The organism is Terriglobia bacterium, assembly GCA_020073205.1.
Classification (GTDB): domain Bacteria; phylum Acidobacteriota; class Polarisedimenticolia; order Polarisedimenticolales; family JAIQFR01; genus JAIQFR01.
On the sequence record JAIQFR010000033.1, the window covers coordinates 14421 to 39295 of the forward strand.

At 68.1% G+C, this 24875-nt stretch carries 23 protein-coding genes and 1 pseudogene; 8 read left to right on the forward strand and 16 right to left on the reverse strand.

The window, feature by feature from the left end:
* Positions 1–60 precede the first annotated feature (60 nt).
* From LAO51_08905 to ltrA, 6 genes are all read right to left on the reverse strand, one after another.
* Entirely contained in the window at positions 61–474 is a 414-nt protein-coding gene (locus LAO51_08905) for a DUF6228 family protein (protein ID MBZ5638858.1), read from the reverse strand.
* Between the two features lie 58 nt (positions 475–532).
* Positions 533–862 (reverse strand): type II toxin-antitoxin system RelE/ParE family toxin, encoded by a 330-nt coding sequence (locus LAO51_08910; GenBank protein ID MBZ5638859.1) that lies wholly within the window; start codon positions 860–862, stop codon positions 533–535.
* Entirely contained in the window at positions 859–1140 is a 282-nt protein-coding gene (locus tag LAO51_08915; protein MBZ5638860.1) for a type II toxin-antitoxin system Phd/YefM family antitoxin, read from the reverse strand. The genes LAO51_08910 and LAO51_08915 overlap by 4 nt, the downstream gene beginning before the upstream one ends.
* A 162-nt stretch (positions 1141–1302) precedes the next feature.
* Positions 1303–1833, reverse strand: coding sequence for a hypothetical protein (locus LAO51_08920; GenBank protein ID MBZ5638861.1), 531 nt, complete (start codon positions 1831–1833; stop codon positions 1303–1305).
* A gap of 428 nt (positions 1834–2261) precedes the next feature.
* Complete coding sequence (locus tag LAO51_08925; GenBank protein MBZ5638862.1) at positions 2262–2504, reverse strand: hypothetical protein; 243 nt, start codon at positions 2502–2504, stop codon at positions 2262–2264.
* Between the two features lie 118 nt (positions 2505–2622).
* Entirely contained in the window at positions 2623–3852 is a 1230-nt protein-coding gene (ltrA, locus tag LAO51_08930) for a group II intron reverse transcriptase/maturase (GenBank protein MBZ5638863.1), read from the reverse strand.
* 582 nt (positions 3853–4434) lie between these two features.
* Between ltrA and LAO51_08935 the strand changes: the two genes are divergently transcribed.
* Both LAO51_08935 and LAO51_08940 read left to right on the forward strand, forming a co-directional pair.
* On the forward strand, positions 4435–4665 hold the full coding sequence (locus LAO51_08935; protein ID MBZ5638864.1) for a ribbon-helix-helix protein, CopG family: 231 nt from the start codon (positions 4435–4437) through the stop codon (positions 4663–4665).
* On the forward strand, positions 4652–4909 hold the full coding sequence (locus LAO51_08940; protein MBZ5638865.1) for a type II toxin-antitoxin system RelE/ParE family toxin: 258 nt from the start codon (positions 4652–4654) through the stop codon (positions 4907–4909). The genes LAO51_08935 and LAO51_08940 overlap by 14 nt, the downstream gene beginning before the upstream one ends.
* A gap of 104 nt (positions 4910–5013) precedes the next feature.
* On the opposite strand, the gene LAO51_08945 is transcribed toward LAO51_08940, so the two are convergent.
* The 7 genes from LAO51_08945 to LAO51_08975 form a co-directional block, all read right to left on the reverse strand.
* Positions 5014–5451 (reverse strand): hypothetical protein, encoded by a 438-nt coding sequence (locus LAO51_08945; protein MBZ5638866.1) that lies wholly within the window; start codon positions 5449–5451, stop codon positions 5014–5016.
* Positions 5452–5603: 152 nt separating this feature from the next.
* Positions 5604–6038 carry a hypothetical protein gene (locus tag LAO51_08950; protein MBZ5638867.1) on the reverse strand — a complete coding sequence of 145 codons (435 nt, stop codon included), beginning with the start codon at positions 6036–6038 and terminating at the stop codon, positions 5604–5606.
* Positions 6039–6223: 185 nt separating this feature from the next.
* The gene (locus tag LAO51_08955) at positions 6224–6841 is read right to left on the reverse strand and encodes a hypothetical protein (protein ID MBZ5638868.1); all 618 of its coding nucleotides are present in this window, start codon (positions 6839–6841) and stop codon (positions 6224–6226) included.
* A 106-nt stretch (positions 6842–6947) separates the two neighbouring features.
* The gene (locus LAO51_08960) at positions 6948–7319 is read right to left on the reverse strand and encodes a hypothetical protein (GenBank protein ID MBZ5638869.1); all 372 of its coding nucleotides are present in this window, start codon (positions 7317–7319) and stop codon (positions 6948–6950) included.
* A 369-nt stretch (positions 7320–7688) separates the two neighbouring features.
* Complete coding sequence (locus LAO51_08965) at positions 7689–8696, reverse strand: integron integrase (GenBank protein ID MBZ5638870.1); 1008 nt, start codon at positions 8694–8696, stop codon at positions 7689–7691.
* 113 nt (positions 8697–8809) lie between these two features.
* Positions 8810–9805: an asparaginase gene (locus LAO51_08970; protein ID MBZ5638871.1), complete on the reverse strand. Its 996-nt coding sequence runs from the start codon at positions 9803–9805 to the stop codon at positions 8810–8812.
* A 10-nt stretch (positions 9806–9815) separates the two neighbouring features.
* Complete coding sequence (locus LAO51_08975; GenBank protein ID MBZ5638872.1) at positions 9816–11003, reverse strand: cofactor-independent phosphoglycerate mutase; 1188 nt, start codon at positions 11001–11003, stop codon at positions 9816–9818.
* Positions 11004–11171: 168 nt separating this feature from the next.
* On the opposite strand from LAO51_08975, the gene LAO51_08980 reads away from it, so the two are divergent.
* The 4 genes from LAO51_08980 to LAO51_08995 all read left to right on the forward strand — a co-directional run bounded on the left by LAO51_08980 (position 11172) and on the right by LAO51_08995 (position 18989).
* Positions 11172–12482, forward strand: a complete 1311-nt coding sequence (locus LAO51_08980; protein MBZ5638873.1) for a TrpB-like pyridoxal phosphate-dependent enzyme — start codon at positions 11172–11174, stop codon at positions 12480–12482.
* A 107-nt stretch (positions 12483–12589) separates the two neighbouring features.
* On the forward strand, positions 12590–15910 hold the full coding sequence (locus tag LAO51_08985) for a PDZ domain-containing protein (protein ID MBZ5638874.1): 3321 nt from the start codon (positions 12590–12592) through the stop codon (positions 15908–15910).
* A 119-nt stretch (positions 15911–16029) separates the two neighbouring features.
* Entirely contained in the window at positions 16030–17634 is a 1605-nt protein-coding gene (locus LAO51_08990) for a HAMP domain-containing protein (protein ID MBZ5638875.1), read from the forward strand.
* Complete coding sequence (locus LAO51_08995; GenBank protein ID MBZ5638876.1) at positions 17631–18989, forward strand: sigma-54 dependent transcriptional regulator; 1359 nt, start codon at positions 17631–17633, stop codon at positions 18987–18989. Before LAO51_08990 ends, LAO51_08995 begins: the two co-directional genes overlap by 4 nt.
* A 395-nt stretch (positions 18990–19384) precedes the next feature.
* Here the strand turns inward: LAO51_08995 and LAO51_09000 are convergent, their stop codons facing one another.
* On the reverse strand, positions 19385–19729 hold the full coding sequence (locus tag LAO51_09000) for a PAS domain-containing protein (GenBank protein MBZ5638877.1): 345 nt from the start codon (positions 19727–19729) through the stop codon (positions 19385–19387).
* A 17-nt stretch (positions 19730–19746) separates the two neighbouring features.
* Positions 19747–22096: pseudogene (locus LAO51_09005) on the reverse strand (transketolase).
* A gap of 44 nt (positions 22097–22140) precedes the next feature.
* Between LAO51_09005 and LAO51_09010 the strand changes: the two are divergent.
* Both LAO51_09010 and LAO51_09015 read left to right on the forward strand, forming a co-directional pair.
* Positions 22141–22908 (forward strand): ABC transporter ATP-binding protein, encoded by a 768-nt coding sequence (locus LAO51_09010; GenBank protein MBZ5638878.1) that lies wholly within the window; start codon positions 22141–22143, stop codon positions 22906–22908.
* Positions 22905–24596: a hypothetical protein gene (locus tag LAO51_09015; protein ID MBZ5638879.1), complete on the forward strand. Its 1692-nt coding sequence runs from the start codon at positions 22905–22907 to the stop codon at positions 24594–24596. The genes LAO51_09010 and LAO51_09015 overlap by 4 nt, the downstream gene beginning before the upstream one ends.
* An 18-nt stretch (positions 24597–24614) precedes the next feature.
* Here LAO51_09015 and LAO51_09020 read toward each other — a convergent pair.
* Positions 24615–24875, reverse strand: a 261-nt coding sequence (locus LAO51_09020) for a hypothetical protein (GenBank protein MBZ5638880.1), incomplete at its 5' end; no start/stop codon positions are given.

Genomic DNA, 24875 nt, shown 5'->3' on the forward strand with positions numbered 1-24875 from the left:
CGGCCCGTGCTGGAGTGTGCACGGGCCGTGACACGCGAGTGCGGCGCCTGCACGCGGGAGTTATACGGAGGCGCTGGCACCGAACACTCTTCTGGCCGCTTTCGCGACTGATTCGAGTTGCCCGAACTCTAGCAACACCGTAGCTTCCACGCGCCATTCCGCCGGGTCATCGCAGTCCCGGAGTATGACCTGTAGGTAGACGTGGCCCAAGCGATCCGTCGTTGCATTCATCGACAGGTGCGCCTCGAGGGATCCCCACGACTTGTTGCCAGTCCAGCCGTTGGTCTCAGCGGCCATCGATTCGAAGAACTTCGCAATTCCGTCGAGCCGATTGTCGTAGGCCCGGAAGATTGCGTTGAGCGCCCCGCCGGAAAGAGCGACAGGAAACCACCCTTCCCGAGTTCCGCGCTCGGGCGGACCGAGGTCCAGCGTCAAGGCGTCGCGCGCCGACTTGATCCGAAGCGGTTCGCTCATCCGGAGTCCGGATAGCGCAATGCCGCTAACCCGCGGCCGCCGAAGGCGGCCGCCGAGTTCAGCGGCGGGTTGGGCCGGCGGTCCCTTTCCGTCGACGACGCACCTCCGATACCGCGAACTGCCGTCTCCCGTGACCAACGGTGAGGATGCCCACGCTGGCAGCCTGGACCTTGTAGACGATCCTGTATTCCCCGTAAAGCAACTCGCGAATTGCCGGTCGACCGATCTCTGGCACGATCCGACCCCGCCCGGGAAATGCTTCCAACTGGCCCGCGAGAGCCAACAGGCCCTCGGCCCACTGCGTCGCGGTGTCCGGGCGGTCGCGAGACATGTAGTCCACTATCTCGGTGACTCGCCTCAACGCTAAGGGTGACCAGACGACTCTCACTTCCGAAGCCGCCCGAGGATTCTTGCCTTCGCCGTGGAATGGCTGATGCCGCGACCTTTCTTGATTTGAACCTCGGCGGTTCGCACGTCGCGGAGCAGTTCAAGTTCATCGAGCAGCGACTCGTATTCGGCGACGTTGACAAGTACCGCTGCGCTTCGGCCGTGGACCGTGAGGATCAGCGGTCGTCTGGTGCCTTGTACTTGCTGCACGAAGGTGGCGACCTTGGCTCGAAACTCGGAAAGGGGCCGAACGTCTTCGCTTGGCCGGACTCTCGGCATGCTGACCTCCTGCGGAACAAGGTGTCCGTACAGGAGAGTGTACACCGTAACGTACTTAATGCAAGGCGTCTTATCTGTCGTCTAGACGATTCCGTTGACCCGCGCGGCGCGGTGGCGCGACGCGTGCGCAAGCACGCGGCGTGACCAGACGGACCGTCGCGTTCATGCGGTTAGATTGCACGCTTGCCATATTGCACGCTTCGGCGCGGTCGGTGCGAGCAGCATTCGGGCGGCATCGCAGGGAACGATGTGCTCGAGCCCGCCGATCGGAACGCCGCTGAGCCGCAAGGCCAGGTCGAGAGGATTCCCGCACCTGCCCGAGTACAGTTCGGCCTCGGCTTGATATGCAAGCTCATTGAGAACCCCCACGACGCGTCGGCTCGCGGTCGGACCAAACGCCCACCCACTGTCGATATCCATTTCCTGGAGAACGATTGACTTGGGCATTTGAAGCGCCTCGAGCAACTGGCACAGTGCCTTCTGAAAGCGCGGTACCAAGGTCTTTGATTCTCGAAGCGTCACGACAACTGGAAGCATCGTCGTTTCGCTGATGAAGATCACCAGGCGAAGTCGACCGACGAACAGGGTGTTGCCGTACCAATCGCCGAGTTGCGCCGAGGACTTCGGCAGGTTGATGGGAGCGCGGACCTTCAGCCGCTTCTGAAGCTTTTGTGTGCACCTAAATACAAGCACAGTTCTTTCTCGTGCAATCTAGACAGTATGACTTCCGGTATCCGAGTGGGCTGACCTCCGGCATTATCGCGGGTTAGACAGTCCGGCGTGTGCTCATTGCGTGCTCCGGTCCGCCCAACGACCCGCGCTGACCCGCGGGCCGAGGGGCGCGGCGATTGCACCGCAAGCGCCGTGACGCGAAGGACCGACGGGTCCAGCGCGATGTTAGGTTGCCAGCCGAAGTCGTAGGTCCTTCGGAACCTCAATCACGGCGAAGATAGACTCTGGAAACAAGTAGTCCTCACCGGATTCGTCAACGACTCGCAGCAGACCGCGTTTGGCAGCATCGGGGTCCGGGATCGTCTCGTAGATCTTGCGGACGATCAGCGACGCCCTGTAGCCTCGGTTGGCAAGGCAAACGACGTAGTGGCCGGAAGTGACCTGTCGCCTCATGTGCGTTCACCCATCAAGCGCTTGACCTTGAACTCTCGGCGGCCGACGCCGTGGGCTTCGTACCAATGTACTTCGGCCCACGACTCCGTGCCATCTGGAAGCCGAATCCTCGCCACACCCTTCAGTTTACGCCACCGACCCGGACCGTAAACACGCCGAAGACGTTCGATTTCGCGGATCCCAGATCCCGTCGCGATCGTCTCCACGTCCTGGATGTCGCCGAGGATCCTAATCTCCACGCCGGTTCCCCGTTGAGTTCCGCTCACCCTCTGGCAACCTGATCGGGATAGTTGTCTTTCGACCCCTCCCACACCACCGGACATGCGGGTCCGAATCCGGCGGTTCGGGGAGTTGAGGTCACGGGGCGAGCCGGGGAACGCCCAGCCCGTCGAAGTACTCCTTCGTCAGCACGACGTGAACCGCGTGGGTTGAATGGTACCACCACCGCTGGCAGCGAACGCCCACCCGCCTCGCGAGTTCCTCGGAGGCTCCGCGTGCGCGGAATTCCGCGTAAGCTCGCTTGGCCGTCTTCCAGTGCTTCAGGTGGATCTGCCGCAGGCGGTGTCGGATCCATTCATCCAGGGACCGAAAGATCTCCGGCGTCTCCGCCATGCGAAAATACGCCCGCCAGCCCGTGAGGTACCGACTCAGTGCCTCGACGGCCTGACGAACGCTCCTCCCCCGACTTCGTCCCGTGATCTCTCGCACTCGGTTCTTCATCGCTTCCAGGGCCTTGTCGGCCACTCGGCGGCGCAGCCTACCTCCTGCTCCACGCCAAAACGCGATCCCCAGGAACTCCCGGGTGATCACGCGCGCCACCGCGGTCTTCTCTTCGTTGATTCGCAGCCGGAGATCCCCATACTTCTTTCGCAGGAAGGTCAGCACCCGCTCGCCGGCCTTGCGAGACCGCACGTACACGTTGCAGTCGTCGGCGTAGCGAACAAAGGCGTGACCTCGCTTCTCCAGCTCCTTGTCAACTTCGTCGAGAAGAACGTTGGCCAACAGCGGCGACAACGGACCGCCTTGCGGCGTCCCCTCGTGCCGCTCGATCACCACCCCGCCGGTCATCACTCCAGCCTCGAGGTAGCGCCGAATCAGCCGCAGCATCCGTCGGTCCTCGATTCGCTTCGCCAGCCTCCCCATCAACACGTCGTGGTTGACGCGATCGAAGAACTTCTCCAAATCGACGTCGACGACGCCGCGGCGTCCCTCCTCGATGTACCGTTGCGCTTTCGCAATCGCTTGCTTGGCGCTGCGGCCAGGACGGAAGCCGTAGCTGTGCTCGGAAAAGGTCGGATCGAATCGAGGCTGCAGGACCTGGAGCATCGCCTGCTGGATGAACCGGTCGAGCACGACCGGAATTCCGAGAGTGCGGGTACCTCCGCCTCGTTTCGGAATCTCCTGCCGCTTCACCGCCTGCGGCCGGTACGTCCCCGCCAGCAACTCCTCGCGAATCCGCACCCACTCATCCCGCAAATACGGCAGGAGCTCTTCCGTCTTCATCCCGTCGGTGCCGGGGCTCCCCTGGTTCTGACGAACTCGTCTCAACGCCGCCTTCAGGTTCTCTCGTTCGACAACCTCCTCCATCAGGCGGCCCGTGCCTGGGCGCGCGGCTCCGCAACCCGCCGTCGGGGCTTCCTCTTTCTGAGGCCTGGCTCCTTCGAGAGTCACGGCCGCTCGCCCTCCTCCTCGTTCGGCCCTTCACCACGCCATGGCGCGGCTACTACGGCCTCTGCTGACTTCTCGCTCCACCGCTCTCGCGGCGTCGCCCTTTCGGGCGCAAAGCGAGATCTCCCCAGGTAAGGTCACTGGCCTTCTCCGCACGACTGCCGGATTTACGCTCACGGCTCCCGATCGCGAGAGCTTCGCGGTAACGTGCCCGCTCGCCCTGCCGTGTACGCCTCGTATCCGGTTTCTGTTCGTCAGCCCGCGGATTCGCTCCACGCTTCTTTCAGCGACGACCTCGCGGTCGGCACCTTGCGCTTCGCTTGGGTCCCCGCGACCAGGTCCCCGAAGGACTCTCACCTCCAAGTCAGTGACCATGCTGGGCACACACGACCCGGCATCAGCCGCGGCCGCGCAGCGGTCGTCGGCTGCATGCCGCTGTTCGGCGGCGTGCCTTAATGGGATCCGGTTGACGTTTTAGCGTCATGACGCTATCCTTACCGCATGGGCACTGCAAGACGCGCCACCATCTACCTCGACCCGGATCTGCACCGGGCCCTTCGAGTCAAGGCTGCCCAGACCGACAAGAGCATCTCGGACCTCGTAAACGACGCCGTGCGCTACAACCTCGCGGAGGACGCCGAGGATCTCGCTGCTTATCGGGCCCGAGCCAAGGAGCCCAGCCTTGACCTCGAGAGTGTTCTGAAGGACTTGCGACGCCGTGGCAAGCTATAGGTTGCTGATCAAGCCATCGGCGGCCAAGGAGCTTGAGGCCCTGCCCCTGAACGAACGTCGGCGTGTCGTGAGGCGCCTGCGCCGATTGTCGGATGAGCCCCGCCCGCCTGGGAATGAGAAACTTACCGGACACGACCTTCACCGCGTTCGACAGGGTGACTACCGTATTCTCTACGAGGTGCTCGACCACGATCGCACCGTGACGGTCATTAAAATCGGTCATCGTCGAGACGTTTACCGCTAGTTGCGTCCGCCGAACGCCCGCGGTAACCCGCGGGCCGAGAGGCGCGGCCCGTGCCGCAGTATGCACGGGCCGTGACACGCGAGTCCGTCGCCTGCACGCGGAGGTTAGCTCGCTGGTTTTCTTCGAGCAACGATCTTCCTTTGGGACGACCGATCGAAAGCTCTCTCCCACAGTACGAGGTGCGCCTCGTCCGTCGAGCGGTCGAGGTTGCAGTACAGACCGCCTGCCTCTCCGTAGGAGGCGGAACGCATCGGCGAATCAATATAGCCGGGCCTTACCCCCGCGCGATCGAATGGCCCGCCGGGAGTGACGGCGAGAATTGTCAGGTACTGATGGCCGTTGGAGTACTCGATCCACTGCGCATGAAAGCCCCACGCGGCCTCGGCGCGTGCGACCACGTACTCCTCCCACACCCAGCACGTCAGCGGCCCTTGGAGCGCGACATCGACGACGAACCCGCAGACGGCGAGTACAGCGATCGTGATGGCGGCCGTGCGGAGCCACGGACTCGGTTGGAGTGCCCGGAGGTCTGACGAGCGCATGAGGAGTCCTGCTGGTCTCATCGTAAGTCGACCTAACGCCCGGCCCTAAGCTGCGGGATGCGCGGGTGCGACGCGTGCTGCCGCACGCGGCGTGCCCGGGCAGCCCGCAAGCTTCAGGGCCATGTTCGGCGGCCGCTTGTCATCGTCGCACTTCATTCGAGTGCATCCAAGATCCGTAGGTCGAAGCACCGCCCCTCGTGGGAGCCTAGGATCGATGCCAGGTCATCGATGTCGAGCGGGGTCCCATCCACCACGAGCACCACGCCACGTTGTCCGTCAGAAGTGATTCGGCCGGTCAGCCTGTCGTGCAGGAGGGTATGGCCGCCGGGCGAGCCCGTGATGTGCCGCGTCGCGAGACCCCGGTGCATCTTCTGCCTCACCCTGCCAAGGGCGCTGTACGGGCTGGTCTCGCTGTAGGCCGCGAACTCGTAGCCAAAGCCCTGACCCCCCTCTTCCTCGGCTCGGACGGTGAATCCGAGTCCGCCCTCATGGCAGGTAATCACAAACGTCCTCTCCCTGCCGGCGAAATCCTCGACCTGCTCACGAATAGGAAAGTCTGAACGCCAGTTCACCTTCGTTCCCTTCACTTGGCGGCGCCCTCCTCTAGCATTCCGAACGTGAACGCCGCCTCAAAGGGCGGCACGCATTTTCTCTCTGACCGCCGAACGTGCAGCGTAAGCTGCGGGCCGGACCGGCGCGGCCGTTGCGTAAGCAACGGACGTGAAGGGACGGACCGGCAGCTTCACGCTGGTGTTGGGCAGCACGTTGCAGCCTACGGCGACCAGATCGTCACGAAACAACCGAGTTCACGAACGAACATCATTATCGGAGCGTCTGTATTTGGATTGGTCGAAAGCGAGAGTACCTCAACCGGGCCCGCTGCGAGTCTCCGTTCAAGGTTGGAGGCAAGGCGTTCGACCGCGCGATCGTCCACCTTGCCCGTACTTCGCAGCGAGGAGCGGATAGTCGGTCCCGCCCGATTGTCAGCTTCCGGATCGAGCAAAAAGCTCCAAGCAGGCTTCGTGGCATCGACAGTCGTTACGATAGATTTCGGGACCGACTCGTACCACGCCCGTTTGCACGAGGCGTACGAATTGCACGCCCACCCCGCCATGAAGCCCGGATCGTGGAAATTGGGATCCATCCACGCGTCGTCCGTTTCGCTTCGAAAGACGAGGGTGCTCCCCACCGTGACGGACACCGCCCAGGTCACTGGCTTGTCGAAGGCTTCTGCCCTCTCGGTGACGATTACGCGTGCGGCGGCACCTTCCGCCAAGTGGCCCGCCGGAACGACGTATTCACGGAAGAAGGGTTTGGAGGTACCAGCCCCGAGGCACAGCGTTGCTGCGAACAGCACGGAGGCACCAAGGGGGGCGCGGGTCTTTCTCATGTCTGCCCAACGACCAGCGTAAGCTGCGGTCCGGACCGGCGCGGCCGTTGCGCAAGCAACGGACGTGACGGGATGGACCGCCAGCTTCACGCTGTAGTTAGCCAGTTCACGGTACAGTCCACAGCTTCCGCGAATACAGCCTTCTTTCTCCGAAGCCGTATACCACCACCAAGCTGACGTTCCCGAATCCGCCAACGCCTTGACCGCCAGCCCGAAATAACATCGAGAAGTCGTGCCAGGCGAGAACTACGCCTGGCAGGACCGGGACGATCCGTGTGATGTGGACTTCCGACTTGAGCGCCAGATCCTCCCTTTCGGATTGTAGCCGAGCTGTCGCATAGGCAATCGTCGAGTCTCTATCCACGGTCAACGCGGCTATCTGGTCAAGCACATCGCTTTTCAGCTGAGGTGCGAGGGTCCGAGATGCCACGAGCCAGGTGGCCATATAGAGTGCCCCGACAACCAGGATTAGCAGCAAGATTCGGCGTTTATCGCGCATAGAATCTGGCTAACTTGTCTTTCGGGCCAACTTCGTTATCACGTAAAACCGGTCACCTTTCTGGTTTTATGCGCATAGCCGTCAGTCGGCAGCTTGACTCCATACCTCTTTGGCTCGGGTGGCGTTCAGTCTGTCCCCCGGCCGGAACCCTTGCTGTCAATGTCTTACGCCCGACCTTTCGGAATTGCAAGCTCTAACGGGAGGTCCCGGGCCAAGGGCTCAAGGCGTGCTGTGAGATCGCCGCAGTGCCCGGACCCAAGAATTGCGCGAAGTGGAGCCGCCCACCTGAGAACCCCGCGGAAGCCATCGCCTCCCTCGGTACGATCGAACGAGGACGAGGTTCCGGCGCTAATCGCCCAGGCGATCCACCGGGCTCACCACTCCGTGACCGCCGCGATTGAGGACGTGCGTGTAGATCATGGTCGTCGCCACGTCGCGGTGGCCCAGCAGTTCCTGGACGGTGCGGATGTCGTACCCATCCTCCAGGAGGTGGGTGGCGAAGGAGTGCCGCAGGCTGTGGCTCGTGGCCGGCTTGGCGATGCCAGCCCTCAGTACGGCCTCTCGAATGGCGCGTTGAACGGCGGATTCGTGCAGGTGGTGGCGGCGGCGCTGACCGGTCTTGGAATCCTGATAGAACCGGGTGGCGGGAAACACCCACTGCCATCCCCACTCGCGGCCGGCGTTCGGGTACTTGCGACCGAGGGCGCTGGGGAGCTCGACCCAGCCGGCGCCTGTTCGCTGGTCGGCCTCGTGAAGGCGCTTGACACGCGCGAGGTGCTCGGTGAGCGCGGATTTCGCGGACGCCGGGAGCATGGTGCGGCGGTCCTTGTCCCCTTTCCCCGAGCGGACGGTGATCTCGTTGCGGTCGAGGTCGAGGTCCTTGACGCGCAGGCGGCAGCACTCCAGGAGCCGCAGCCCTGCGCCGTAGAGGAGCTGCGCCATCAGGGCGACCGGCCCTTGAAGCTGGCGCAGCAGCCGGCGCACCTCCTCGCGCGAGAGCACGACGGGGAGCCGGCGGGCACCCCTCGCCGTCACGACCCCTTCCTGGCCGGCCAGCGGGTTCCGGAGCACCTCGCGATAGAAGAACAACAGCGCGGCCAGCGCCTGGTTCTGCGTCGGCGCCGCGACACGCCAGTCCACGGCGAGGCTCGTGAGGAACGCGTTGACCTCGTCCTTGCCGAGCGAGCCTGGCGCGCGCCCCTCGTGGAAGCCGACGAAACGCCGGATCAAGAGGACGTACGCTTCCTCCGTCCGGCGGCTGTAATGCCGGGCCTGCAAGAGCGCCCGGGCGCGGGAGACGAGATCCCGTCCACCCTCCTTGGAGGATGGCCCGTTGGGTTTCGCGTCGGGCTCCATCGGACGCCTCGAAGCAGGCGACCGCAAACATAAGGCCCGATGGGCGGATTCGGCAGGTGGCGTCGCGAGGTTCGGTTGCGCGTTCGCAACGGATCGCCGGCGTCCTCGCGACCTTACGTCACCTCTCCCGCAATCGGGATGCACAGTCGGGCCTTGATCTCCTCCGGGCCGGTCGAGGTCGCGAGGAGGTACATGAGCTTCACCGCGGCGGCTTCCACGGTCATGTCCGCGGTGCCGACCGCCCCCGCCTCCATGGCGAGCCGCCCTCCCGCGTAGCGGGACATGTCCACGCGGCCGTGCATCGACTGGGAGCCGATGGCGACCACGATCCCGGCGCCGGTGAGCGTCCGGACCGCGTCGGTGAGGCCAAGGTCGAGGACCGGGAAATTGCCGACGCCGTATGCCTGCACCAGCACCGCGCCGATCCCCGTCCCCGCCAGCGCAGCGAGGGGGGCGGCGGGCTGGCCGGGCAGGAGGCGCAGCGCGGCGATCCGGCAGTCGAAGCCCCCCTCGATCCGGCAGGTGCAGCCCGGCGTTCGCGGCTCGACGTGGAGTCTCACCTCCATCCCGATCTCGGCGAGCGGGGGAAAGTTGGGCGATCGGTACGCCGCGTACGAGAACGAGCTGCGCTTCATGGTCCGGTTGCCGCGCAGCAGCATGCCGTCGAAGTAGATCGCGACTTCGGGGATCGCGCGCGACGCCAGCTCCACCGCGCCGACGAGGTTGCCCCGGCCGTCCGAGTGGGGATCCGAGATCGGCCGCTGCGCCCCGGTGAGGATCACGGGGCGCGGCAGGTCCCGGAGGACGTAGGAGAGGGCCGAGGCCGTGTAGGCCATGGCGTCCGTGCCGTGGGTGATCACGATCCCGTCGAAGCGCGCGATGTCGGCGGCGGCCTCCCGGGCCAGAGACATCCAGAGCGCGCAGTTCACGTCGGACGAGTCGATGTTGGAGAAGACGCGGGTCTCGATCGCCGCGATCTGATCCAGCTCGGGGACGTGCTCGAGGATCGTGCTGCCGAACTCGTCGGGGGCCAGGGCGTGGTCGGGCTCGCGCGGCCGCATCCCCAGGGTGCCGCCGGTGTGCAGGATCAGGACGCGCGGCTTCGTCACGTGAAGCGCCTCAGCGGCGGATGAACGCCTCCATCAGCTCGTGACCCGGATCGGCCCACAGCCCCGTGCGATCGGCCGCCGCCTCCGTGAACCGCGCGCCCCCGTTCGGCGCGATCCCGGCGCCGGCGTAGCAGAACGGCGGGGGGACCGCGGAATGGCCGCGGGAGACGCACTCGGTCGGGTGGTCGGCCGCGACGAGGACGCGCCACTCGGGGAACCTGCGCAGCCGCTCGAGGAGCGGCCCCGCCACGGCCTCGTCGATCCTCTCGAGCGCCTTGACCTTCTCCTCGGGGCTCCCCATGTGGGCCGCCTCGTCGGCGGCCTCCACGTGGACGATCACGAGGTCGAACTCGTCGAGCGCTCGGGCCGCCGCCCTCCCCTTCCCCTCGTAGTTCGTGTCGATGTAGCCGGTGGCGCCGGGGACCTCGATCAGGCGCATCCCCATGAGGTTCGCCATCCCCCGGAGGATGTCGACGGCGGTGATCACGGCGCCCTTCGGGCCGAACCGCGACGCGAAGCTCTCGAAGGGCGTCGGGCGCCCCTGGCCCCAGAGCCAGATGCCGGTCACCGGGGCCTTCCCCTTCTCCTGCCGGCGCCGGTTCACCGGATGGCCCGCGATCAGTGTGGCGGCCTTCTCCATGATCCCGGTTACGCGCTCGGCGCCGGTCCCCGAGGGGGCGTGCTTCGTCACCGGCTGATCGATGATGTCGTGAGGGGGCGCGCAGCGGAGGGCGAGGCCGGCGGCGTCCTTAAGCAGCATCAGGTGGCGGTAGGTGACCCCGGAATGGAACTCGCACCCGTCGCCGCGGAGCGCCGCGTCGAGGTCGGAGATCAGCGCGTCCGCCTCGTCCTGGGCGATGTGCCCCGCGGTGTTGTCCCGCATCAGGCCGTCCCCGACCGTCACGAAGTTGCAGCGGAAGATCATCTGGTCCGGGCGCACGGCGAGGCCCTTCGCGGCGGCCTCGAGAGGCGCGCGGCCGGAGTAGTACCGGTGAGGGTCGTACCCGAGGACCGAGAGCGTGCCGACGTCGGTTCCCGGCGTGAACCCCTCAGGGATCGTCACGGCGCGCCCCAGGAGGCCGCTCGCCGCGACGGAGTCCATGTTCGGGATGAGGGCCGCCTCGAGCGGCGTCCTTCCGTCGAGTTTGGGCAGCGGCTCGTCGGCCGCCCCGTCGGGGAGCAGGATCGCGTACTTCACGGCGGTGGACCCTCCTGGAGCGGTCGGGGACGAGGCGAACGCGGATTATAGGAACCGCGCCGCGCACGGGCAACCGGTGCTGAGGCGCGCCGGGGTGGCCCGGGTTAGGATGGAGCCCGCCGGAAGGGGGCGCTACCACCACGCGCCACGGACCGCTCGAGGTGGCTTATGACCGATACGAAGATCGCCTTGCCGGAGTCCGAGATCCCGACCCACTTCTACAATATCGTCGCGGACCTGCCGGTCCCGCTTGAGCCGCCGCTCCACCCGGGTACCGGGAAGCCGATCGGACCCGGGGACCTCTCCGCGATCTTCCCCATGGGGCTGATCGCGCAGGAGATGACCCGCGACCGCGAGGTGCTGATCCCCGGCGAGGTGCGGGACATCTACCGCCTCTACCGGCCGACCCCGGTGTTCCGCGCGCGTGCGTTCGAGGAGTTGCTCGATACGCCCGCGAGGATCTACTACAAGTCGGAGCACGTCAGCCCGGTGGGGAGCCACAAGCTCAACACTGCCCTGGTCCAGGCGTATTACAACCGTTGCGAGGGAGTGAAGCGTCTCGCCACGGAGACCGGCGCGGGTCAGTGGGGGAGCGCCCTCGCGTGCGCCGCGAGGCTCATGGGCCTCGAGTGCATGGTGTACATGGTCCGCGTGAGCTACGACCAGAAGCCGTACCGGAGGGTCATGATGAAGACCTACGGCGCGGAGGTGGTCGCGAGCCCCTCGGACCGGACGGAGGCCGGCCGGCGGATCCTGAGGGACCACCCGGACTCTCCCGGCAGCCTGGGGATCGCGATCTCCGAGGCGGTGGAGGACGCGGCGCGGCGCGACGACACCAAGTACGCGCTGGGCAGCGTCCTGAACCACGTGCTCCTCCACCAGACGGTGATCGGCCTCGAGGCGCGGAAGCAGATGGAGCTGGTCGGCGACTACCCCGACATCGTGATCGGCTGCCACGGCGGCGGCAGCAACTTCTCGGGCCTCGCCTTCCCGTTCCTCGGCGAGCGGCTCCGGGGGGAGCGGAAGGGCCTCCGCGCCATCGCGGTCGAGCCGTCCTCGTGCCCGACGCTCACCGCCGGGGCGCGCCGCTACGACTTCGGCGACACCGCGGGGACGACGCCGCTCCTGATGATGCACACTCTCGGGCACGAGTTCGTCCCGCCGCCGGTCCACGCCGGCGGGCTGCGCTACCACGGCTCGGCGCCCCTGGTCAGCCACCTCCTCGCCGCCGGCCTGGTGGAAGCGGAGGCGTATCCCCAGGGGCCCGTGTTCGAGAGCGCCGTGAAATTCGCCCGGTGCGAGGGGACGATCCCTGCGCCGGAGTCGGCGCACGCGATCCACAGCGTGGTCCTTCACGCCCTCCTGGCCCGGGAGGCCGGCGAGCACAAGGTGATCCTGTTCAACCTGTCGGGTCACGGCCTCTTCGACCTGGCCGCGTACGATTCCTTTCTCGACGGTTCGCTCGACCCCGCCTCCTGAGCCGGCGCTCCGGTGAAGCCGGCCGCGTCGAATCCGCGGCGGCGCCGAGGTGTTAACATCCCTGGCCCTGCCGCCCCGGCTGAGGGCGCCTTGCTCTGGAGAGACCCATGAAGCGCCGACTCGTCGTCCCCGCCTCCGCTCTCGTCCTCGCGCTCCTCGCCTTCGACGCGCTCGCCGCGGGAGCCCCGCTCGGCTATTACCGGTTCCCGGCGATCCACGCCGGGACGATCGTGTTCACGGCGGAGGGAGACCTCTACAAGGTGAGCGTCGAGGGCGGGACCGCCGAGCGCCTCACCAGCCACCCCGGGATGGAGTCGAACGCCGCGATCTCCCCCGACGGCGCCGTCGTCGCGTTCTCCGCGACGTACGAGGGACCCACCGAGGTCTACGTGATGCCGCTCGCGGGCGGCCTGCCGCGGAGGCTCACCTGGGACGGCTCGGCCACCGTCCTTGGGTGGACGCCGGACGGCAAGGTGCTCTACGCCACGACCAACCGCAGCACGCTCCCCGACGCCCAGCTCTCGACCGTGGACCCGGCGTCCGGAGCGCGCGAGACGCTCCCGCTGAGCCAGGCCGCGGAAGGCTCGTACGACTTCTCCGGGAGGACGCTGTTCTTCAGCCGGCTCCGGTACCAGGGGAGCCACACGCGTCGCTACAAGGGAGGGACCGCGCAGAAGATCTGGAAGCTCGCCCCCGGCGCGGCGGAGGCGGTCTGCCTCACCGCGGACTTCGACGGGACGAGCCGGTGGCCGATGGGGTGGAGGGGAAGGGTGTACTTCGTCAGCGACCGGGACGGGACCCTGAACGTCTGGTCGATGGACGAGAGCGGCGGCGACCTCATGCAGCACACCCGCCACGACGGGTGGGACGTCTCGTCGCCGTCGCTGTCCGACGGGAAGATCGCCTACCAGCTGGGCGCCGATCTGTGGGTGCTCGACCTCGCCACCGGCAAGGACGCGGCGATCGCGGTCACGCTCGCGTCGGACCTCGACCAGACCCGCGAGCGATGGGTCAAGAAGCCGATGGAGTACCTGACGTCGGCCCACCTCTCCCCCGACGGGGACCGCGTGGCCCTGACCGCCCGCGGCCAGGTGTTCGTCGCGCCTGCGCGGCAGGGACGCATCGTCGAGGCGACGCGGCGGCCGGGGGTCCGTTACCGTCAGGCCCGGTTCCTCCCCGACGGGAAGTCGCTGGCCGTCCTCTCGGACGAGAGCGGCGAGGTCGAGTGGTGGAAGCTCCCGGCGAACGGGGTCGGCGCCGGCGACGCGCTCACCTCGGACGGCAAGGTCCTTCGCTTCGACGGCGTCCCCTCCCCCGACGGGAAGCGCATCGCGTACCACGACAAGAACCAGGAGCTGTGGATCCTCGACCTCGAAAAGAAGAAGAGCACCCGGATCGCCACGTCCCGAACGGGGGAGTTCTTAGACCTCGCCTGGTCCCCCGACGGCGCGTGGCTCGCGTACGTCGCCCCCGGCGACAACGAGCTGTCGAGGATCTGGCTCCACCGTCCCGCGGACGGCACCACGGTCCCCTTGACCTCCGACCGCACCGGCAGCGCCTCGCCGGCCTGGACCCCCGACGGCAAGTGGCTCTACTTCCTGTCCGACCGCGAGCTCCGGTCCCTCGTGGGCAGCCCGTGGGGCGACCGCCAGCCCGAGCCGTTCTTCGACAGGATCACGAAGATCTACCTCGTGGACCTTCCCGGCGGCCAGCGCTCCCCGTGGCAGCCGTCGGACGAGCTGGCCCCCAAGGAGGCCAAGGCCCAGGACGACAAAGACAAGGACAAGGACAAGGAGAAGGAGAAAGACCAGGAGGGCGAGGCCGGCGATAAGCCGAAGGGCTCCGCCGGCGCGAAGCCGAAGGACAAGGCGGTCGTGGTGAAGATCGAGCTCGACGGCCTCGACCACCGCGTGCAGGAGGTCCCGCTTCCCGCGGACAACTACGAGAACCTGTCCGCCGGGGAGAAGAGGCTCTTCTTCGAGGTGCGGGAGACCTCGTTCGAGAGGAAGGCCCGCCTCGCTTACGCCGAGGTCACGAGCCACGAGCCGAAGGTCAAGACGTTGGTGCCGGAGGTGAAGGGGTACGAGCCGTCCCAGGACGGCAAGAAGCTCCTCGTTCGGAAGGGGGACGACCTGTACGTGATCGAGTCGTCCGCGGAGGAGAGCCACGACCTCTCCGAGAAGAAGGTCTCGCTCGACGGCTGGACGTTCGCGCTCGATCCGCGCGAGGAGTGGCGCCAGATGTTCCGCGAGGCCTGGCGCCTCGAGCGCGACTACTTCTACGACCGGAGCATGCACGGCGTGGACTGGCCGGCGATGCGCGGAAAGTTCGAGCCGCTCGTCGCGCGGGTCACCGACCGCGCCGAGCTGAACGACCTCCTGGGGCAGATGGTCGCGGAGCTGTCGGCTCTCCACATGTTCGTCCGCGGCGGCGACCTCCGCGAGACTCCGGACCCGGTGGCGAACTCGTCCCTCGGCGCCGAGCTCGACCGCGACACGGCCGCGGGCGGGTACCGGATCCGCCGGATCTTCCGCGCCGACCCGGATTATCCCGGCGAGCTTTCCCCGCTGGCGAAGCCCGCGGTCGGCGCCGCCGAGGGGGACGTGCTGACCGCCATCGACGGCGTCGCGCTCCTCACGGTTCCTGACCCCGGCGTGCTGCTCCGCGCCAAGGCCGGCAAGCAGGTCCTGCTGACGATCAGGGAGACGAAATCGGGAAAGACCCGGGACGCGATCGCGGTCCCGCTCCCGGGCGCGGCCGCCGACCTCCGGTACGACGACTGGGAGACTACGCGCCGCCTCGAGGTCGAGGAGAAGGGCAAAGGAGACCTCGGATACGTCCACCTGCGCGCCATGGGCGGGAGCGACTACTCCGACTGGGCCCGGAATTTCTATCCCGTGTATCGGCGCAAGGGACTGATCGTGGACGTGAGGCACAACCGCGGCGGGAACATCGACAGCTGGATCCTCGAGAAGCTGATGCGCCGCGCCTGGTTCTACTGGCAGCCGAGGGTCGGAGCGCCGATCTGGAACATGCAGTACGCCTTCCGCGGCCCCGTGGTCGTGCTGGTGGACGAGTGGACCGCGTCGGACGGCGAGGCGTTCGCCGAGGGGTTCCGCCGGCTCGGCCTCGGCAAGGTGATCGGCACGCGGACCTGGGGAGGCGAGATCTGGCTCTCCAGCAACAACGTCCTCGTGGACAAGGGCATCGCCACCGCCGCCGAGAGCGGCGTTTTCGGCCCCGAGGGGCAATGGCTCATCGAGGGGCGCGGTGTTGAGCCCGACGTGATCGTGGACAACCTCCCCCGCGCGACGTTCGACGGAAAGGACGCCCAGCTCGAGGCCGCGATCGCATACCTCAGGGAGACGCTCCAGAAGCAGCCGGTGGAGGAGCCGAAGCCGCCGAGGTATCCGGACAAGAGCCGGTAGCCGCGCGCCGCCGGGGGGCGCCCCTGGCCCCGAGGCCCCCGCGGGTGCGATAATGTGCCCCAGGGTTCGCTCCGCCGGGACGGCCCATCGCCCACCTCGATGAGCCCGAAAGGACCGTCGTGCCGAAGAGCCTGGCGCTCAGGCTGATCGTCTCCCTCACGGTCATCCTCATCGTCGTCGAAGGCTCCTTCGCCCTCTACAACGTCCGCAAGCAGGAGCGGCAGGTCGTGGACGGGATGGTCCTCGGCGCGGACCAGCTGTCGCGCAGCATCGCCAGCGCCACCTGGCACGCGATGCTGGCGGACCAGCGCAGCGCGGCGTACGAGGTGATGCAGACCATCGCGACCAAGCAGGGGATCGACCGGATCCGGATCTTCAACAAGGAAGGACGGGTGATGTTCTCCACGTCGCCCGGGGGCGAAACCCAGGTGGACAAGAACGCGGAGGCCTGCTTCCTCTGCCACACCCGCGAGCAGCCGCTGGTGCGGGTGGACGTCCCCTCCCGGGCGAGGATCTTCCGCGGATCCGACCGGAGCCGGAAGCTGGGAATGGTCACCGCGATCTACAACGAGCCGGCGTGTAGCCGGGCCGCCTGCCATGCCCACCCCGAGTCCAAGAACGTGCTCGGCGTCCTCGACGTGACCCTCGATCTCGCCCGGGTGGACCGCGACCTGGCCGGGCTCGAGGTTCGCGCCCTCCTCACGACCGCCCTCGAGGTCTCGCTCCTGGCGATCTTCATCGCGCTCTTCACCCGACGGTTCGTCGGCCGCCCGATCGAGCAGCTCATCGAGGGAACGAAGGCGGTGAGCGCCATGCAGCTCGACCGGAAGGTGGAGGTCCGCACGGGAGGCGAGGTCGGCGAGCTGGCCCGATCGTTCGACGTCATGCGGGAGCGCTTGAAGGCGGCGCAGCTCGAGAACGCGGAGTTCACCCACCGCCTCGAGGCGAAGGTCGAGGAGCGGACCGCCCAGCTCGAGGAGACCCAGAGGGACCTCGCCCGGAGCGAGCGGCTCGCCTCCCTCGGGCACCTCGCCGCCAGCGTCGTCCACGAGATCAACAACCCGATCTCGGGCGTGCTCAACCTCTCGACGCTCATGCAGCGGATCTTGAAGGACGACGGGATCCCCGCGGGTCGCGTCGAGGAGTTCCGGCGCTACCTCTCCCAGGTCGAAGGGGAGACCGCGCGGGTGGGACGGATCGTCTCGGACCTCCTCTCCTTCTCCAGAAAGTCCAAGCGGGAGGCGGGCCCCGCGGACCTGAACGATATCGTGCGGACGACCCTCTCGCTCATCGCGCACAAGGCCGGCCAGGCCGGGGTGAGACTCGAGCCTGAGCTTTCGCCGAGCCTCCCCGCGCTGGTCTGCGACGCCTCGCAGATCGAGCAGGTCGTGACCAACCTGGCGCTGAACGGCGTCGAGGCGGTCCCGCGAGGAGGACGGGTGGCCGTCCGGACCGCCGCCGCCGCGGACGGCCGCTCGTTGATCCTCGCGGTGAGCGATACCGGCGGCGGGATCCGCAAGGAGGACCTGCCCCGGATCTTCGACCCGTTCTTCACCACCAAGGAGGACGGGAAGGGGGTCGGTCTGGGTCTCGCCGTCGTCTACGGCATCGTGGAGGCCCACGGCGGCGAGATCTCGGTTGAGACCGCGGAGGGCTCCGGGACCACGTTCCGGGTGCGCCTCCCGCTCTCCGCGAGGGATACGGGACGGGAGGGCGCGTCGTGACCCGCCGCTGGGAGATCCTCGTCGCGGACGACGAGGAGGTCCAGCGCGAGTCGCTGGCCGCGTGGCTCGCCGAGGACGGGTACAGGGTGGCGACCGCCGCGTCCGGCCGGGAAGCGATCGCCAGGGTCCGCGAGCGGAGCTTCGACGTCGCGTTCCTCGACCTCAAGATGCCCCCCGGGATGGACGGCATCGAGACCATGCGGGAGGTGAGAAGGCTCTCGCCCGGGACGACCCCGATCATCATCACCGCGTACGCCACCGTTGACACCGCGATCGCCGCGATGAAGGAAGGGGCCCACGAGTACATCGTCAAGCCGTGCAATCCCCACGAGATCTCGCTCCTCTTGGAGCGGCTCCGCCACCTGAGGAACCTGGAGCGGGAGAACGTCATCCTCCGCCGGAAGCTGACGAGGCAGTACCGCTTCCAGGACATGGTCAGCAAGAACCCGAGGATGCACGAGATCTTCGCGCTCGTCCGCGATATCGCGAACCTCAAGAGCACGGTTCTGATCCGCGGCGAGAGCGGCACCGGCAAGGAGCTGGTCGCCCAGGCGATCCACAGCGTGGGCGACCGCGCCTCCAGGCCGTTCGTCGCCGTCTCGTGCGCCGCGCTCACGGAGACGTTGCTCGAGTCGGAGCTGTTCGGCCACGAGAAGGGTTCGTTCACCGGCGCGCATGCCAGGAAGAAGGGGAAGTTCGAGCTGGCGGACGGCGGGACCCTGCTCCTGGACGAGATCGGCGATATCTCGCCGAAGCTCCAGCTGGACCTGCTGCGGGTCCTCCAGGAGCGCAGCTTCTTCCGCGTCGGCGGCTCCGAGGAAGTCCACGTGGACGTCCGCGTCATCGCCTCCACCAACGCGAACCTCCTGGAGGCGGTGGCGGAGGGGACTTTCAGGGGAGACCTCTACTACCGCCTCAACGTGATCGAGATCCGGATCCCTCCGCTCCGCGAGCGACGGGAGGACATCCCCCTCCTCGCCCGGGAGTTCGTCGAGCGGATCGCGACCGAGATGGGGCGCGAGCCCGTGGAGATCGACGACGCTGCGCTGGCCGTGCTCATGGACCACGAGTGGCCGGGGAACGTAAGGGAGCTCGACAACGCGCTCGAGCGTGCGCTCGTGACCTGCCTGGGGCGCGCGCTGTCGAGCGGAGACTTCGCCTTCTTGGTCCGCGACGCGTCGGAACGCGGGGGGCGGCACGTCCCGGTCGACCTTCCCCTCGAGGAGATCGAGAAGCAGGTGATCGCGGCGACGCTGAGGCGGCACGGGGGGAACATCAAGGAGACGGCGACCGTCCTGGGAATCGATCGCTCGACGCTCTACGAGAAGATCAAGAGATACGGGATCCCGCGCTAGGCAGGACTTCCCGCGGGACGGGCCCTAGCGGGAGTGGTGGCCGCGGGTCACGATCTCGCGGATCGTGGCGGCGACCACCACCACGATCGCGGCCGCCGTCGTGATCCCGAACGCCGCGTTCACCAGGTTGAGCCAGAAGGTCTCCGTGCCGGGCATGTCGCGCCTCCCGATGAACCCATTCCGGGACCGCCGGACACAAAGTCTCGCTCGTAGGTAGGGCAATCGCCGTGCCGCGAGCGTCGGCGCGGGTGCGGAGACGGAAAAGCAAGTCATGGCGACGAGTTCCCCGCTCCGAGAACCGGGGAGGGACGAATCGCCGCGACCGGAGTGCCGGGTTTTCCTACACGCGCGTCCGCCTTCCCCACACGTGGGGAGTCTTCAGGGTCAGCCCGGGGCTACCCCCGGTCGAACTCCGGCACCTCGTCGGGGATCGGGAAGACGATCTCCGCGACGCCGGCGAACGCGCCGTCCCGGTACCACGGGACCTGGTGGACGATCTTCCGCCGGCCGTCCTTGCGGATCGTGTAGTGGTTGGGCGTCCGGTCCTCGTAGAGGCGGGCCGTCTTCGAGCGCGCCGGCTCCGGGTGGCAATCGAGAACGCTCTTCCCGACCAGCGCGCCGCCGCCGTCCTTCGCGAACGTCTCCCGCGACCGCGCGTTCATGGTGAGGATCGTCCCGTCCGCGTCGGTCACGGTGATCGCCGCCGGGAACTCCTCGAGCCAGAATCCAGGTTCGTTCATCGCGTCACGCTCCCCGCTCATCGGGCCGCGGCGTCCACCGCCTCCCTGAGCCGTGCGAGCCGCCGCTCCCGGTCGCGCGCGAAGCGCTCGATCCCCTCGAGGATGTGCCGGGGCGACAGCTCTGCTTCGTCGACGATCTCCTCCACCGTTCCTCCGGTCCGCCAGCGCCCGTCCCGATCCGACGAGAGCGAGTACTCCGCGGCAATCGGGTGCGCGATCCAGTCGGACATCAGGCGCAGCGCGCGATTGGTGATGCACATGGCGTCCCATAGATCCGCGATCGAGGCGACCCGGTCGCGATATCTCGAGTCCTGAAGCCGGAGTAGCTGGGGGCTGATCGCCGCGACCACCCTCACGTTGATCCCGGCCCGCTCCAGCTCCGGGAGGACCCCGACGAGGTTGCTCGTGGTCGACGTCCCCTGGACGAACACCGTCCCCGCCGGCGGGCGGCCGGGTCGGAACTCCCGGATCACGTACGCGCCGCGCGCCGCCTCGAGATGCGATGGGATCCCGAGCGCCTCGCGGTCGGGGATCTCGATCGGCGGGCGCGTCAGGTGCAGCGCGACGATGGGCGCCTTCTCCCGGAGCGCGGCGCCGAGCACCACGGGAACTTCGTTGTGCTCCCACGGATGGAGATCGATCACCTGCCCGTCGGGGAAGAGCTGCGTGACCCCTGGAGCGAACACGCCGAAGTGGGTCCGCGAGTCGTCGGCGGTCTCGGGCCCGGAGTGCCCCGCGACCCAGATGACTTTTCCGACCGGGAGATCGCAGTCCTGGGCGAGCTGGCTGAACAGGCGCATCGGGCCGTACTTCAGGTACGCGAAAGCCCCGTAGGTCGAGCAGGCGCCCCAGAACCCGTTGAACCCGCATCGCGGATCGTCCGAGAGGTTCACGGTGGCGAGCCCGGCCATGATTCCGGCGTTGGCGAACTCGGTGATCTCCTGAGGGAGAAGAGCGCCGATCGGGTTCTCGGAGCGCCGGTAGCGGCCCCAGCCGGACATCGTGCCGAACGATTTGGCGAAGCCGGCGATGCTGGTGGATTCCGCGAGGTCCGCGGAGCAGGCGATGAAGAGCGGCCGGCCGTACGCTTCCTTCCCGAGCGCATTGACCCACGCGCCCCACGCGGCGAGCCCTTCCTTGTTGGACTTCCTCTCGCCCGGCCTCGCGAACATCTCGGCAGGATACCGGCGCGGGTCGAACAGCCGCTCGTCGTCGAAGATCCTCGCGCCTCGCCCGCCGAGGCGAAACTCCGGCGGCTTCTCCGGCACCTCGCGAGCGAGCCGGACCAGGAGGTCCGAGAGGTAGTCGACCAGCCCGCCGTCGCGGCGGAGGACATCGAAGGCGCGTTCGAGGTTGGCAGCGGTCTGGCGCCGCCTCGCCTCGGGATCACTCGGGGCGGGACGGTCGAAGCCCTCGTACTCGACGCCGTATCTCTCCATGAACGGCTTCCTGAGCTCCCAGAACTCCCTGGAGTTCATCGGGTGCGGCGAGCCGTGGGACGCGTTGTCGTACTTCCCGTACCCCCGTCCCTTGCGGGTCCTGACCCACGCGGCGGACGGCACGCCGTCGGGATTCTCGCCGCACGCGGCCTCGAGCACGGCTCTCGTGACCGGCCCCCACTCCATCCCATCCGCCGTGCCCGCGACCCGCCACCCGTACGCGTCGAACCAGGTGTCCGGGTTCCCGGGCACCACCGACGAGACCGGGTGATCGTCGATCCCGAAGTCGTTCCAGTCCAGGAGGACGACGAGGTTCGACAGTCCGAGCCCCCAGGCGGAGTTGCGTGTCTCGTGCGAGGCGCCGGGGGTCAGGCCGCCTTCGCCGTCGAGCGCGAACACCTTGACCCGGTCGCACCCGGCGAGCTTGAGCGCCAGCGCCTCGCCCGCGGCTGCGGGAAGGCCGTGCCCCGACGGGCCGGTGTTGAATTTCAGGAACAGGGTCTTGCCCGCCATCTCGGCGTGTCCCGGGAGCCCCCCCCCGCCGGCGGAACGAGAGGAGATCGGCGGCGGTCAAGGCCCAGCGCCCCCCGTCCGGCAGCTCGAAGGCGGGGTCGCCGGTCCGGCGATGCCGCTCGAGGATCGCCTCGTTCAGGGCCGCCAGCGCCGCGTACACCACCGGCACCGTATGGCCCGCCGCGAGCACGAACCGGTCCTGGAACGGCCGCCACGGCCGGAGGAGGTCCCACCGCATCGCCCCCGACAGCAGGGTCGACAGCAGGAGGTGGACCTTGGACCTCGAGCCCCCCGGATGGCCGCTCTGCCGGTGATTGAGCATCAGGTCGATGGTCTCGTCGACGACGTCCTTGACGACCTCCCAGCGGTCGAACTCCTTCTCGGCCTTCTCGTATAGGGTGTCCACGTCGCTCATGCCGTTATTATGGCGTAGGTAGCGTCGGAGCTTGGGAGAGCGCGATGGACCTCGCGATCGAGACGCGCGGACTGAAGCGGACCTACGGCGATCTCGTGGCCGTGGACGGGATCGACCTCGAGGTGCCGCGGGGGGCGTTCTACGGCTTCCTCGGTCCGAACGGGGCCGGCAAATCCACGACCATCAAGGTGCTGACCGGACTCCTCCGCCCCACGTCGGGCTCGATGCGCATCCTCGGAATCGACCCGCTCGTCGATCCGGTGGAAGTCAAGCGGCGCGTGGGCGTGATGCCGGAGGACCTCGCCCTCTTCGAGCGCTTGACCGGGACGGAGACCCTCGCGTTCGTGGGCCAGGTGCACGGCCTGAGCGCTCCGACCCTCCGCTCCCGCTCGAAGGAGCTGCTCGAGCTGATGGACCTCGGGACGGCCGCGGACGACCTGGTCGCCGATTACTCCCACGGGATGCGCAAGAAGATCGCGCTGGCGGCCGCGCTCCTCCCCGGGCCGAAGCTGCTGTTCCTGGACGAGCCGTTCGAGGGGATCGACGCGGTGGCGTCGCACCAGATCAAGGACCTCCTCCTGGCGTTCGTCGAGCGGGGCGGAACGGTGTTCCTCACATCGCACATTCTCGAGATCGTGGAGCGGATCTCGAACCACATCGGGGTGATCCACCGGGGCCGCCTGGTGGCGCAAGGACCGATGGCCGATCTCAGGGCCGGCGCGGGAGGGGGGAAGACGCTCGAGGAGATCTTCCTCGGCCTCGTCGGGGCCGGGGACGCCGGGCGCGCGGCGCTGGACTGGCTCGCGGGATGATCCGCCTCCTCCGCGCCTTCGCCTGGCTCCGCTGGCGGCTCCTCGCCAACGGGTTCCGCAAGAGCCGCCGGGACGCGCTCGAGCGCGTCTCCCGGGCGGCCGAGATCGCCGTCCCCGTGATCGTGGGGCTCTTCGCCGTGCCCGCCGCCCTCGCTCTGACCGCGAGCGCGTTCATCGGGGGGCTCCTCGCGTCGAGCTCCGAGACCGCCCGGATCGTGCTCGCGATCGTGCCGCGGGCGCTCCTCGCGGTGCTCACGTTCGTGACCCTCGTCGGCCCGCTGCTGCGCTCGATGCAGGGATCGACCCTGGGCCTCGCGAGACTGACGCTCCTTCCGATCCCCCGCGGGCTGCTGCACATCGTCGAGGTCGTGACCGGGCTCGCGGACCCGTGGGTCCTCGCGGTGCTCCCCGGGCTCTTCGCCCTGCCCCTGGGGCTCCTCGCCTCGGGATCGGTGGCCGCGGCCGCAGTGACCCTCGCGGCGGGGGTCGCGCTCGCCGCCTTCCTCGCGTCGCTCTCGAGCTCGATGTCGTTCGTCGTCGCGCTCCTCCTGCGCGGCCGGCGCCGCGGCGAGTGGATCACCCTGGCGTTCATGGCGCTGTTGTCGTTCGCCGGTTTCCTCCCGGCCGTCTTCTCGAGCCTTCCGGGGTCGCATGTGGCCGTCGAGAGGAGGGTCGCGGCCCGGCCCGACCCCGCCTTCCTGGCGTGGACCCGGCTCGTGCCCTCGGAGATGTACGGTCTGGCGCTGAAGCGAAGCATCGAGGGCCGGCCGGCGGGCGCGCTGGCTCCTCTGGCCGGCCTGGCCGCGACAGGCGCGGGGCTCTTCGGCCTGTCGTGGGTCGCTTACCGGCGACTCCTCGAAACCCCGGCGGGAAGCTCGGCCCGCCGGCAAGGAGAGCTTCGGGGGACGCGGCTCGCGCGGATCCCCGGGCTCAAGCCGGCCGCATCCGCGGTGGCGCTGGCCGAGGCGCGCCTCGTGCTCCGCACCGTGCGGGGGAAGACCGCGATCTACTTCACACCGATCGCCGTGGGAGCGATCGGATGGATGGGAGCCGGCACCGTGAGGGCCGATCCTGCAGGCGCATCCAGGCTGCTCGCGAGCGGCGCCGTCGTCCCGTGCGCGGCGGCGATCTTCTCCGTGATCGCGCTGCAGCCCTTCCTCTTCAACCAATTCGCCACCGACCGAGGCGGGCTCGCGCTGGAGTTCCTCTCACCCGTGTCCGACCTCGACCTCGTTCGAGGAAAGGCGGCGGCCATGTTCCTTCTCTGGGGGCTGACGCTCCTCCTCTCGGTCTTGGCCGGTGGAATCGCGACGAGATCGATGCCACTTTGGGCCTGGGGCGCGGCGGCCCTCGCCAGCGCGTCCATGCTCGCTCTCCTCGCGCCCGCCGCGGCGATGCTGTCGGCGCTGTTCCCGAAGCCTTCCGATCTCGGGAGGATCGGCCGCGCCGGAAACCCTCACCCCACCGCCGGCATCCTCGGGACGCTGCTCCTCCTCGCGCTGGGCGCGCCGCCGGCCGGCCTCGCGGCGCTGGGTCTCCTGATGCTGAAGAGCCCCGCGGTGGCGATCGCCCTCCTCGCGGGATGGGCCGCGCTCGCGGTGGCGGGAGGGTCGGCGCTCCTCCGCGCGGCGGCCACGGTCGTCGCCCGGCGCCGGGAGAACCTGGCGCTCGTCGCGCAGGGACGCTGACGCCGCGCTCCGCCCCTCCTACAGCGCCCCGCCCGGCTCGCGAGCCGCCCCGGAGACGGCCACGGTCTCGAACGAAAGCCGGACGCCCCTCCGCCCGAGCTCGGAGAGCAGGAGGTCGAAGGTCTCCCGGTCGTGCGCGATCCGCTCCGCCGGAAGGACGCCGGCGGGCATCGCATGGCCGCCTACGATCCGGCGGGCCACGACCACCGCGGGGAGCCCCGTGGTGCGGGCCATGGAGGTGTCCCCCGTGCCCGGATCCGTTCGGTCGAGAAGGTCCGC